The following is a 13,360-nucleotide window of genomic DNA, read 5'->3' on the forward strand; positions in this document are numbered from 1 at the left end:
TCATGATGACTATTGTTAGCAGGGAGAGAACTGTATGAAAAAAGTAATCACATACGGAACATTTGACCTTCTCCATTGGGGACATATCAACTTATTAAAACGGGCAAAAGAATTGGGTGATTACCTAATCGTCGGCCTGTCGTCGGATGAATTTAACCAAATTAAAAATAAGAAATCATACCACAGTTACGAAAACCGGAAATTAATCTTGGAAGCGATCCGTTACGTTGATGAAGTCATTCCCGAAAATAATTGGGAACAAAAAATTGATGACATAAAAAAACATAATGTCGATATTTTTGTCATGGGTGACGACTGGAAAGGCAAATTTGACTTTTTAAAAGACTATTGTGAAGTTGTCTATTTGCCGCGGACGGTCGGCATTTCCACATCAAAAATTAAAAAGGATTTATTTTCCGTAAAAAATGGCTAGGGAATTTTTTATTTTCGTATATTTGCTGCTTTTTCATGTCATTTTTGCTTTTTGCAGTATTTTTCCTGTAAAAAGAAAAATCACGTTTGTGGTTTCGTTTAAGCAAAACAGCCTATTTGTATACAACGAACTGAAGAAGCAATCTAAACCTTTTCAAGTTACTTTCGTTTGCACTCCTTCCTGCTATCAGCAGGTGGCAAAAGAAGTTAAGCAAAAGAAAGTATTTCTATTTGACCTGAAAAAACCGTGGCATTTTATCAGCAGCATTTACCATATTGCCACTTCTCAATATGTGATCGTGGACAATTATTACGGCTTTTTGTCCACAGTTTCTTTTAAAAAAGGTGTGGAATGTATTCAATTATGGCATGCAGCCGGGGCCATTAAAACATTCGGCCTTAGCGATAAAAGCATCCATATGCGCAGTAAAGGTGCACTTCACAGATTTAAGAAAGTATATGCACAATTTGACCATGTTGTCATCGGTTCTGAAAAAATGAAGCATATTTTCATGGAGGCCTTTGGGCTTTCTTCTGAAAAGTTTCTTTTAACGGGGATTCCGCGGACCGATCTTTTTTTTGAGAAAGAAAGAAAAGAAGCGGTTGTTAAACATATTTACCGCCGGTATCCCGCCCTTAAAAATAAAAAAGTCATTCTTTATGCGCCAACGTTTCGGGATGGCCAATTGGACAAGTTTGACTTGAAGCTGGATCTAAGTCAGATGCATAAAGCGTTCAAGGATACATATGCTTTGATCGTGAAACTCCATCCTGCTGTTAAAAAAAATGCAGACTTGTCGCGGTATCCCGGTTTTGTGATAGATTGTACTGATTATGATGACGTCAATGAACTCTTGTTGATTACGGATGTTTTAATTACAGATTATTCTTCGATTCCATTTGAATTCTCAATTCTAAACCGTCCGATGATTTTTTACCCGTATGATCTGGAGGCCTACCAAGAGACACGCGGCTTTTGGGAATCTTATGATCAGCTCGTGCCCGGACCTGTTGCTTACCAGACCGGGGAAATTATCAAATTAATAAAAAGCGGTTCATTCGATTACAGGCGGATAGAGGCGTTCTCAAAGTTGTGGAATACCTATTCTACAGGGCATTCCAGCAGGAATTTGGTGCAGTATCTTTATCATCACGAAGAGAACAAAGTCCATTATGATCGTGGAGATTAATTGTTACACTTATGCGAGGATGTAGGATTTATGAAAAAGAGATTGATATCGTTCATCAAAATAAAATGTATTGAGCCGATCTACTTTTTGGCTTTAATCCTCATTGGAAAATTGCCGGCAAAGAAAAATCTGGTTGTTTTTGAAAGCTTTCAGGGCAAACAGTACAGTGATAATCCAAGAGCCATCTATGAGTATCTATTTGAACACAATCCCGGCTTTGTATGTTATTGGAGTGCGCACAGAAAATTCCTACATAACTTTAAAAATAAGAATGTCCGCTATATAAAAAGGCTGTCTCCAAGATGGATCTATCTCATGGGGAGAGCCCAATATTGGGTAACCAACAGCAGAATGCCCCTCTGGATACCGAAACCAAAACATACCATCTATCTGCAGACTTGGCATGGTACGCCATTGAAAAAGCTTGCAAATGATATGAACGAGGTTCACATCCCAGGCACCACAGCAGAAAAATATAAAAGGGAATTTATCCAGGAAGCAAGCAATTGGGATTATTTAGTTTCACCCAATGCATATTCCACAGAAATTTTCCGCAGTGCATTTCAATTTAAGAAAACGATGCTGGAGACTGGTTATCCCCGTAACGATGTGCTTGTGAAAAACAATAATCCTGAGTATGTCAATGCATTAAAAAGAAAATACGGGCTGCCGCTTGATAAGAAAGTCATTCTGTATGCCCCGACATGGCGGGATAACCAATTTTATCAAAAAGGTAAATATCGATTTGATTTGAATTTAGATTTGGCGATGATGCAGCAGCAGCTTCAAGAAAACTGTATTGTCATTTTGCGGATGCACTACTTAGTAGCAGAAAATTTTGATGTTTCACCTTATCGGGGATTTGTATTTAATTTTTCAAACCATGAGGATATCTCAGAGCTATACTTATTATCAGACCTTTTAATAACGGACTATTCATCTGTTTTTTTTGATTATGCCATTTTAAAACGGCCTATGATCTTTTTTGTATATGATATAGAAGAATACCGGAATCATTTGCGCGGTTTTTACTTTAACTTTGAAGAAGAGGCTCCGGGCCCGCTTGTAACAACCACTGCACAAGTAATTGAGGAAGTTAAGAAAATCGTCACAGATGGTTATCAATTGCCGTATTCATTTGATACATTTTTTGTGAAGTTCTGTTATTTGGAATGTGGAAAATCATCCCAGCGCGTTGTTGAGCGTGTGTTTCTAGAAAGGAAAGAGCTATGAAATCGGCCATTACGATTATAAAAGAACAAGTAAAGAGCTTTTATTTAATTATGCGCCTCTCTCTCTATGAGGTCAGAAGCGAAAACCGGAATAACTATTTGGGGATCCTTTGGGAAGTGATTAACCCAATGATCCAGCTCGCCATTTACTGGTTTGTTTTCGGGTTTGGTTTAAGGGGAGGGAATCCTCGTCCCGAATATGTTCCTTGGTTGTTTGCCGGGTCTACGATATGGTTTTTTATTAACCCGGCTGTTTTACAAGGATCGAGATCGATTTATTCCCGGATTCGAATGGTTGCAAAAATGAATTTTCCTATGAGTGCAATTCCCAGTTATGTCATTATGTCTAAGTTTTACCAACATATGCTGCTACTGGCTATTGTTGTGATTATATTACAGTTTCAAGGATATCCGGTTTCTGTTTATTATTTAGAACTCCCATACTATATGGTTTGTGCATTTATTTTTACATTTTCTTTATCACTGGTTACTTCTACTTTGGCAACAATCGTTAGGGATGTACAAAATATTATGCAGGCTATCATGAGGATGATGATTTATATCTTGCCTGTATTATGGAATCCATCTACTTTAAAAGGAACGATTGCAACCCTATTAAAAATGAATCCATATTATTATATCGTTGAAGGCTACCGTTCTGCACTTCTTGGGAACACCGGCTGGTATCTTATTGAACATTGGCATTACTCCGTATATTTTTGGGGAGCGACCATGATTGTATTTATAATCGGATCCGTCCTTCATAATAAGTTCAGAAATAGTTTTGTTGACTTTCTATAAGCAGGTATAGATTTGTTATGTTTCTATACAATAATATTCATGCGATATAGAGGCGCTAAAGTGAGAAAAATAAAAGAGGCGGTCTTTCAGGCTGCTGGTTTGGGAAAGATAGCTGCAAGTTTAAAAAATAAGGTCTTAAAATTCGATTATGTGACTAAGTTAGGCCAATATTTTAAACAATAGAGTATATAGCAAAGGAAGGGATTATGAAACGTGAGCATCTTTTCAAAATTAACAACACGAATAAGACGTGTAAAAAAAATAAAAACAAAACAGAACTATCTGTATTCCTATCCTAAGTTCTTCCGAAAAGAAAAAATTAAATCTAATGTTGTTTTGATTGAATCTTCTCACGGTAATCAACTATCTGGTCATCTTTATTATATTTTAGAGGAATTGGCAAACAACTATAATCATTTAAAACTTTATGTTGCAGTAAAAAATGTGGATAATCAAGCCGACTTTCTTTCACACAGAGGAATTAATAATGTAAAAGTCATTTCTTACCTTTCGGATGAATATTGCCAAGTGTTATGCTCAGCAGAATATTTATTAAACGATACAACATTTTATCCTTTTTTTACCAAAAAAGAAGGACAGAAATATATTAACATATGGCATGGTACTCCATTAAAACATTTAGGAAAAGATATGGATGTTTTAACCGATATGGGGAATGTTCAACGTAATTTTTATATGGCAGATACAATCATATCTAGCAATAAGTATACACAAGAAATTCTTGCAGAATCTCACAATTTAAATGGTGTCTACCAAGGAAAAATGGTTATTGGTCCGTCACCAAGGAATTCAGCGCTATTTAATCATACTAGCCGTACAAAAATAAGATCAGCATTAGGAATTGCAGACAAGAAAGTCATTTTTTATATGCCAACATGGAGGGGAACAGTAGGTAAAGTATCAAAAGACAATAAAAAATTATTTGAAGATCTTCGCCAAATATCAAATAGCCTGTCAGAAAATGAAATTTTTTATGTTAAATTACACCCTTTTCAAGCTGAAATTGACCTGGGGGAGTTTGATAATATTTTTCTAATGCCTCCATCCTTTGAGTTATATGAATTCCTAACAGCTGTTGATATATTAATAACAGATTATTCATCGATAATGTATGATTTTTTAAATACAAATAGGAAAATCATTCTTTATACATATGATAAAGATGAATACTTTAACACAAGAGGGGTTTACGAGAATATAGATGATTATCCTTTTGTGCAAGTAAATGATGTAGAAGATTTAATTAAGGAATTCAAAAAAGAAAATGATCATGTCTCATATCAGGATATGCAACGTAGATTTTGTCCTGTGGATAATATTGAGGGAACCAAAGACATATGCAGATATATATTCAAGCATAGTTTAGCACCAACCATAACTGAAGTTTCAATTTTCAACGGAAAAGAAACAGTAGCTATGTTAAGTGGCGGTTTTTGGGATAATGGAATTACAACTGCCCTTATTAATACGCTAAATAATATTGATACAAATAAAAGAAATTACCTTATCTTCTTTGGTAAATCAAAATTAAAACCAAAGCATTATTTTAGAGTGAAAAATTTACCCGAAAACGTATTATTCTTTCCAGTTCCCGGAACAATTAATGGCACGCTGCTGGACAGAGTCATACTTTCTGCCTATATGAGATATGAAAAATTTAAAGGATTATTTATTAGCGGTGTAGTTGAACGATTAATGAAAAATGAGTTTAAACGTATCTTTGGTGATATAAAAATTGATGCATTTATTCATTACACCGGTTTTGAAAGAAAATATGCGGAAATGATTAAACATATCAAGGCCAAAACAATTATTTGGGTTCATACGGATATGTTTAAGGAATATGAGGTTAAAAAGAATTTTAGCAAAAAGGTTGTATTTTACTCGGCATATAAATATGCATCGAAAATTGTACTCGTGAGTGATCAGCTATATGAAAAAATGGTTAAGAATCTGCCTTTTACAAAAGAAAAATTATGCACCATTGATAACTTTTTAGGAGAAGAAAGAATTCAAGAGGAGGCAAGAGAAAACGTTTTTTATACTTTAAAAAGAACAGCAGTTGATTATGCATCAAATCCGCGTGATCTAGGCACACTTCCGATTCCATATTTAATAAAAAATAAAGAATTATTTTTTGAATCAGATCCAATTTACTCCGAATATTATCATCTATCTTCTGATAGTAATTTATGTGATTTACTGAAGGAAGTAGATGTTTCAAAACAAAATCTTCTCCAAGATACGATAAAAAAACTTTCTCTTGGAGAAGAGTTAATGATTAAAAAAGCTCTTGGAATGACTAAATCCCGACTAATAAATGATTTGTTTGATCCTGAAATAACAGTTTTTATAAATATTGGTCGGTATGATTATCAGAAAGGTCATGAACGCCTAATTCGTGCATTTGAAAGGATTTATGATATAAATGAAAATACGCGTCTTGTAATCGTAGCGCCCCATGGCCCACTGAAAAAAGATACAATATCCTGGGTTAGGAATAGTAGTGCAAAAAATGGAATTATTTTACTGGGACGAATGGACAATCCATATAGTTTATTAAAGTTATGTAATGCTTTTGTTCTTTCATCATACTATGAGGGGTTGGGACTCGTTTTATACGAGGCTTTAGCCGTTGGAACAAAAGCAGTAACAGTTGATTTACCACAAACTATTCAACATTTGAAAAATGATGAAGTGATTATTGTGGAAAACTCAGAACAAGGTATATTTAATGGAATGAAGCAAATATTAGATAAATCATTCCAATTTAAACCCTTTGATTTTACCTACTTAAAGGAAAAATCACTTGTTAGCTTTGAAAACTTATTCTTAGATTAGCAATAAAGAATTGGTAGTTCTATAAGGGGATTGCCAATTCTCTTCCCTCTTCAATACACTTTAGTCAACGTATCATTTAATATGGAATATATTTTTTTAGGAAAAATAATCATACCTTCAAGAATTTTAAAATGTGAAACCATCCTCGCGCCCCAAACGTATTCATACTTATCACAACTGAAAAGGAGGCTTACACCGTGGAAGACAAACGGAAGCGCATTTTGGATTTAGTAAAAAAAGGTACATTGTCGACGGATGAAGCACTGACGCTTTTAGAGGCATTAGATAAAGAAACGAAAAAAGGGAATACCGGCCAAAGTGAAACTTATGCACAAAATGGACCGGAAGCGGGCAGCGGAAAAAAGGAAAGGGATCAGACACAAAATTTCAATGAAGCAAAAGAAAAATTATTTGACCTTGTAGGCGGGGCATTGAAAAAAGTGAAGGACTTCGACTTTCAGATTTCCCAGTCTGTTGAGGTTCCCCATGTCTTTCAGCAGCATAAGGAGGCAGTTGATGATGTGGAGATTGACATTGCAAACGGCCATGTTGCGGTCCGGCAATGGGACCAGGAAGATATCCGCGTGGAGTGCCGGGCAAAAGTATTCCGTACCAATGACCGTGATGAAGCGCGCAGTTTTTTATTAAATAACAGCTCTTTTTCTGTTGAAGACGGGCGGTTGTCCTTTACGACGCAGTCGAAGTGGATGAAAGTGGATGCAGATATTTATTTGCCACCCGCGCAATACCGGAAAATCAATTTGCGGACGTTCAGCGGGAATGTCAACAGTAAAGAAATCAAGGCAGAAAAAATGAATATTAAAACGCTGCACGGGAAAGTACTTATTGAACAGGGTGAGATGGAGAAAGTAGATGTGGAAACAGGAAACGGTTCGATTGAATTTGATGCGAATGTGTTCGGCCAGGTGGATGCCCAAACAATGAATGGCGATATCCGCTCGAACGGGACTTTTCATAAAGCGGACTTGGAGTCTTTTAATGGCAACATCCAGGTTGGCTTAACCGCTGAAGCAGATACGCTGCATACGAAAACGGTATCCGGCAATATAGACATTACGGTACCGGAACATATGACGGTGCAGGGGGAAGGAAAAACGAACTTTGGCAGTTTTGCGCTCGAATTGGACGGAGTCGATCAATATGACGAAAGGAAAGAATTGATCCAAAAGCTGGTGCGGTTCAGCAGAAAAGGTGAAGCTGCCGGTAATCTTTATATTTTTGCGGATGCGAAAACGGGTTCTATCTTCATCAAAGAAAAAACCAGTGAAGCGCAGCATCCGGATATTAGAAATACAGAAGAAAGCACCGAACAAACGGAAAATGAAGAAAAATAATTTATTCTGCCAGAGCCCGGGATTTTCAAGACAGGATTTTTTTCGGGAGCCGGTGTATACTGTAGGTAGGTGAAACTTGCAGCCGTGTGGGTTTCACTGATGGAAATCCGAAAAAAGGCTAAAATTCTTACTGCCCGTTAACGGCGGGATAAAGCAGACAATATTTTGATAAGAGAAAAGGTTTGATGCTGATGCGCTGGATATTTGGAATTTTGATCAATGCCGTTTTGTTTATTGCGCTTTCAGGGTATTTTGAAGGTTTTTATGTGGCAAGTATCGGGTCGTCGGTGCTGGCGAGCCTGGTTTTATCGATCTTGAATATTCTGGTGCGGCCGATTTTAATTCTGTTGACACTGCCGATTACTTTGATCAGCCTCGGTGTTTTTTTACTGGTCATTAACGCCATCACGCTCGCAATGACGGATGAGCTGATGGGGCCGAGCTTTGATATTGACAGTTTTGGTTTGGCTTTTCTGGCTGCAGTGATTATGGCAGTGGTTAATTTGATTTTGCAGGAAACCGTCTTCCGGAGCAGGACACATGAATAAAAAAACGCGCATCTTTACACATAGCAGTGGGCTTCCACTGTTTTTTTTTCGGTTAGAAAACGGGAGAAGCGAATTGGAAATTTGGGAAAGGCGTGCCATTTCATTGAAAGGACTAGTCTAGCCCGCTATAGAAATGATAAAATAATAAGAAGCCTTTGATTCAACAAGTATTAACATTTCCGGTCCGTTTTTACTCATCATCGGATCTTGGATACAGGAGGAATAAAAGTGGCAAAGGTGCGTGTAGCAGATATTATAAAAAAATTTAATCTTGAGCTGATCAGCGGGGAAGAAGGCATCCACCGCCCGATTACCACGAGTGATATTTCACGGCCGGGATTGGAAATGACGGGATTTTTCGATTATTATCCTGCCGACCGTATTCAGTTATTGGGAATGACGGAGATTACTTTCAGTAAAAGGTTAACACCGGAAGAACGAAAAAGCAGGATGGAAAATTTATGCAGCGATATTACACCGGGGATCATTATTTCAAGAAATTTGGATGTGCCCGATGAATTGATTGAGGCTTCAGAGGAGCGGTCCATCCCTGTCATGAGAACTCCGATGAAAACGACGCGGTTTTCAAGCCGGCTGACCAATTTTTTGGAGTACAAGCTTGCACCGACAACGGCAATTCATGGCGTGCTGGTCGATGTATACGGGGTTGGCGTCCTGATCACGGGAAAAAGCGGCGTTGGGAAAAGTGAAACCGCCCTTGAACTTGTAAAAAGAGGGCATAGGCTTGTTGCGGATGACTGTGTGGAAATTGTCCAGGAAGAAGAAGGCTCTTTGATCGGGAACGCGCCTGATTTGATCGAACACTTATTGGAGATCCGCGGGGTAGGCATTATCAATGTGATGACCTTGTTTGGCGCCGGTGCGGTCAGAAGCCATAAAAGGATTACGATGATCGCCAATCTTGAACTATGGGACCAGCATAAGCAGTATGACCGGCTTGGGCTGGATGAGGAAAAAGTAAAAATTATTGATACAGAAATTACAAAAATGACCGTGCCGGTGCGGCCCGGGCGAAATCTTGCCATCATTATCGAGGTGGCGGCGATGAATTACCGGTTAAAGAATATGGGCGTAAACGCAGCCCAGCAATTTACAAACAAGCTGGCCGATGTCATTGAAGAGCACGAACGCCAGGATTAAGTAAGGAAAATTGTACCGGCCATCAGTGAAAGGACAATTTTTTCTGATGGCAATTCTCGTTTTAAAAATTGAATAGGAGATGATATGAGAATGGATTCAGCGATTACCCCGATTAATCCGATTGCCTTCCATTTAGGCGGTCTCGAGGTGCACTGGTACGGAATTATTATCGGCTGCGGCATCCTTTTAGGGCTGTATCTGGCTATGCGGGAAGCATCCAGGCTTTCGGTTGATCAAAACATCATTGCGGATTTATTGATTTGGGCCATTCCAATTTCAATTATCTGTGCGCGTATTTACTATGTTATTTTTGAATGGGATTATTATTCACAGCATACAAATGAAATCATTAAAATCTGGCACGGCGGGATCGCCATCCACGGAGCCTTAATCGGGGCTGTTTTGACAGCGATTATTTTTACCCGGGCAAGAGGCGTCTCCTTTTGGAAAATTGCCGATATCATTGCACCCAGCTTAATTTTAGGCCAGGCAATTGGGCGCTGGGGGAACTTTATGAACCAGGAAGCCCATGGCGGCGAGGTCAGCAGGGAATTTTTAGAAAATCTGCATTTGCCGGACTTTATCGTGAACCAAATGTACATAAACGGCACGTATTACCAGCCGACTTTTTTATATGAATCGCTGTGGGATTTGCTCGGCTTTATCGTACTGCTGCTGCTGCGGAAGGCAATATTGCATCGGGGCGAAATCTTTTTAAGTTATTTAATCTGGTACTCCATCGGCCGTTTCTTTATTGAAGGGTTGCGGACGGACAGTTTAATGCTCAGCACCGATATCCGGATCGCCCAGGTGGTTTCGGCTGTTCTGGTCGCGGCTTCTGTAGCTCTGTGGATTTACCGGAGAAAATCCGGTCTCTCATCGAAGCTGTATGATGAGAAATAATCAGTTTTTAAATGTGAAAGAGGGTTAGGGAATTGAGCAATAAGATCACGACGCTTTTATTTGACTTGGATGGCACGTTAATCGACACAAACGAATTGATTGCCCAATCTTTTTTACATACATTGGAGGCGTACTACCCGGGCCATTACAGCCGGGAAGATGTGCTGAAATTCAACGGCCCGCCTTTAATCGACAGTTTTTCTGCAATTGATCCGAAACGGGCGCAGGAAATGGTTGCCAAGTACCGCGCCTATAATATCGCACAGCATGATGCACTAGTGAAGGAATTTCCAGGCGTTTACGATACCATTAAAACCTTAAAGGAAAACCATTTTAAACTTGGTATCGTGTCGACAAAGATGAAAGATACGGTGATAAAAGGGCTGAAGCTTACCCATCTTGACCCGTTTTTTGATGTGGTGATTTCCCTTAATGATGTGAAGCATGCAAAGCCGGATCCGGAACCGGTGAACAAGGCGCTCCGTATACTCGGATCAGAACCAGCGGAGGCGATCATGATTGGCGATAATTATCAAGACATTGAAGCCGGAAAAAATGCCGGCACCTATTCAGCCGGGGTTGCCTGGTCCGCAAAGGGGCGCGCTTTCCTGGAAAAATACAAACCGGATTTTATCCTGAACCATATGTCTGACCTTGCCAAAATTGTCGGGGTCCCGGCCAAATGAGAAGGACACAGCGGTATCCGGTTTCAGGGGCGAACTCGCTGTGGCAGATATACAGAACCGTCCCGTTTCTTAAAGTGCTGAAGAATGTGATCATTATTGAAATCGCCCGTTACACGCCGTTTTCACGCTTAAAAAACTGGCTGTACCGTACATTTTTACACATGGAAGTTGGCGGCCGGACTGCTTTTGCATTTAAGGTAATGGTGGATATCATGTTCCCGGAAAACATTACAGTTGGCCGAAACGCTATCATCGGCTATAATACGACAATTCTCGCCCATGAGTACTTAATTGACGAGTACCGGATCGGAAAAGTCGTCATTGGGAATGAAGTGATGATCGGCGCCAACTCAACCATTCTTCCCGGCATTAAAATCGGGGACAGGGCGGTTGTCGCTGCCGGTTCTGTCGTCCATAAAGATGTTTCGGCCGGTGCTTTTGTTGGCGGGAACCCGATCAAGGTGATCCGCACACCGGGGGAAACACGGGATGATGGATGAGTAAAACAAGCGTGAAGGCAGGATTTGCTTGAAGGCAAAAGGTTAAAAGAAGCCTGAATGTATGATATACTACAAGCAACAAATGTTTAATGGTTTGCGGGGGACGAACATGAGCAGAGACTCAAAACTAAGGCAGGAACAAGGAAACGTACTTTCTTTTATACCGACGGGAGAATACTATTTTAATAAAGGGATACAGGCGTATGACCGCCACGATATGAAAAAAGCAAAAAAATATTTGCAGCGTGCTGTCCAGCTGGAACCGTATGATCCGGTTATTACGTGCCAGCTCGCCATCATCTATACCCATTGTGAAGAGTTTCAGCAAGCGATTGAGCTTTTTCAGCATATATTAAATCAATTGGACCCGAGCATGGTGGAATGCCATTATTTTATGGCGAACAATTATGCAGAACTCGGATTCTTTAATGAGGCTTTTTACCATGCCAGCCAGTATCTTGAAAAAGATCCGGATGGCGAATACAGTGAAGAAGCAGAAGAATTATTATATATGATCGACTTGGAGGAAGAAGATTTCGAGTATTCGTCCTTCGAGCAGGATGAATTGATGATCAAGCAGGACGAAGCAAGGCATCTGCTTGAAACGGGAAATTTTGAAATGGCCCTGAAGCAGTTGAATGAGCTGATTGATAAATATCCTGAATTCTGGTCAAGTTATAATAATGTTGCACTTGCCTATTTTTATCTTGGGAAGACGGAAAAAGCGATTGATGTGCTCCGGACGCTGCTGCAGAAAAATCCGGGTAATCTCCATGCCCTGTGCAATTTAGCAGTATTTTACTACCATCAGCATGATACCGAAAAATTGGAACATCTATTAAACGGGCTTGAGAAAGTCCAGCCGATTTTAATTGATCATCAATATAAGCTCGGGGCAACATTTGCGATTGCCGGCCGTTATGAAGAAGCCTATCATTGGCTGAACCGTTTGAAGAAAATGGGCTTTGAAGGGGATGAGTCCTTTTATTACTGGCTGTCTCTGGCTGCTTATCATACCGGACGCCGGCAGGCAGCACAGTCTTTTTGGCAGCAGCTGCTTGAAATGAACCCGGAGAAGAAGGGCTTTGAGCCATGGAACCAGGATTTGGAAAAGGAATTAAATGATAAAAATACACAGTTTGTTTTAGGAAAAATCAACAGTGAGGAGATGCCTGAACGTTTATTTGGCATTTTTTTGATCGGGCTTGCTTCCAACCGTTCGGATATTGTTTCGCATCCCGATTTCAAGCGTGTGGATGAATTTACGCTGACGGAGAAAATTTATTTGGCCCATGTACTGGATTCGCAGATGAATGACCTTGTTGATCCGGATGAAGTTTTTGCGCGCGGGCACAATATTGCATGTATTCTTTATGACCATTATAAGCCGCTGCTCCCTGATCATGCCAAATTAATGCTCGCTTGGTTTACGGTCTTTTTGAAAGGCTTGCAGCAGGGGGAACGCTTTAAAAATGAGTGGGCTTATGCGGCCGCCATGGATTATTTGTGGCACCAGCATAATGGGAGAAAAATTTCCCAGCAAAAAGCGGCAGCGGCTTACCGGACTTCCGTATCCACTTTACGAAAATACATCAACCAGATCCGCACCCTGTTTCAAGTATGATAGCAAGGCGCCTCCGCTTTTCTTGATCCAGCTGCGGGCGCTATCGGCTCGGGGTCAAATGTTCCG

Annotated in this window: 11 protein-coding genes and 1 pseudogene; all 12 read left to right on the forward strand. The window is 39.7% G+C overall.

Annotated elements, in window-relative coordinates; translation table 11 throughout:
• Positions 1-34: 34 nt before the first annotated feature.
• The 12 genes and pseudogenes from tagD to C232_RS0102305 all read left to right on the forward strand — a co-directional run bounded on the left by tagD (position 35) and on the right by C232_RS0102305 (position 13,294).
• On the forward strand, positions 35-433 hold the full coding sequence (tagD, locus tag C232_RS0102240) for a glycerol-3-phosphate cytidylyltransferase (protein WP_018660824.1): 399 nt from the start codon (positions 35-37) through the stop codon (positions 431-433).
• Positions 426-1,622: a CDP-glycerol glycerophosphotransferase family protein gene (locus C232_RS0102245; protein ID WP_018660826.1), complete on the forward strand. Its 1,197-nt coding sequence runs from the start codon at positions 426-428 to the stop codon at positions 1,620-1,622. The genes tagD and C232_RS0102245 overlap by 8 nt, the downstream gene beginning before the upstream one ends.
• Positions 1,623-1,655: 33 nt before the next feature.
• A pseudogene (locus tag C232_RS0102250) lies at positions 1,656-2,855 on the forward strand (CDP-glycerol glycerophosphotransferase family protein); the annotation flags it as partial.
• Positions 2,852-3,655, forward strand: a complete 804-nt coding sequence (locus C232_RS0102255; protein WP_018660830.1) for an ABC transporter permease — start codon at positions 2,852-2,854, stop codon at positions 3,653-3,655. The pseudogene C232_RS0102250 and the gene C232_RS0102255, both read left to right, overlap by 4 nt.
• A gap of 213 nt (positions 3,656-3,868) precedes the next feature.
• A complete protein-coding gene (locus tag C232_RS0102265; RefSeq protein WP_018660833.1) occupies positions 3,869-6,517 on the forward strand; it encodes a CDP-glycerol glycerophosphotransferase family protein in 2,649 nt (882 codons plus the stop codon).
• 197 nt (positions 6,518-6,714) lie between these two features.
• Positions 6,715-7,872: a DUF4097 family beta strand repeat-containing protein gene (locus C232_RS0102270; protein WP_018660835.1), complete on the forward strand. Its 1,158-nt coding sequence runs from the start codon at positions 6,715-6,717 to the stop codon at positions 7,870-7,872.
• A gap of 191 nt (positions 7,873-8,063) precedes the next feature.
• Positions 8,064-8,420 (forward strand): phage holin family protein, encoded by a 357-nt coding sequence (locus C232_RS0102275; RefSeq protein WP_026314443.1) that lies wholly within the window; start codon positions 8,064-8,066, stop codon positions 8,418-8,420.
• A gap of 228 nt (positions 8,421-8,648) precedes the next feature.
• A complete protein-coding gene (gene hprK, locus C232_RS0102285; RefSeq protein ID WP_018660841.1) occupies positions 8,649-9,581 on the forward strand; it encodes an HPr(Ser) kinase/phosphatase in 933 nt (310 codons plus the stop codon).
• Between the two features lie 90 nt (positions 9,582-9,671).
• Positions 9,672-10,484 carry a prolipoprotein diacylglyceryl transferase gene (gene lgt, locus C232_RS0102290; protein WP_018660844.1) on the forward strand — a complete coding sequence of 271 codons (813 nt, stop codon included), beginning with the start codon at positions 9,672-9,674 and terminating at the stop codon, positions 10,482-10,484.
• A gap of 32 nt (positions 10,485-10,516) precedes the next feature.
• Positions 10,517-11,170: a pyrophosphatase PpaX gene (gene ppaX, locus C232_RS0102295; RefSeq protein WP_018660846.1), complete on the forward strand. Its 654-nt coding sequence runs from the start codon at positions 10,517-10,519 to the stop codon at positions 11,168-11,170.
• Entirely contained in the window at positions 11,167-11,670 is a 504-nt protein-coding gene (locus C232_RS0102300; protein WP_018660849.1) for an acyltransferase, read from the forward strand. The genes ppaX and C232_RS0102300 overlap by 4 nt, the downstream gene beginning before the upstream one ends.
• Before the next feature lie 109 nt (positions 11,671-11,779).
• Complete coding sequence (locus tag C232_RS0102305; protein WP_018660851.1) at positions 11,780-13,294, forward strand: tetratricopeptide repeat protein; 1,515 nt, start codon at positions 11,780-11,782, stop codon at positions 13,292-13,294.
• Positions 13,295-13,360 lie beyond the last annotated feature (66 nt).

The organism is Heyndrickxia acidiproducens DSM 23148 (genome assembly GCF_000374345.1).
Taxonomy (GTDB): Bacteria; Bacillota; Bacilli; order Bacillales; family Bacillaceae_C; genus Weizmannia; species Weizmannia acidiproducens.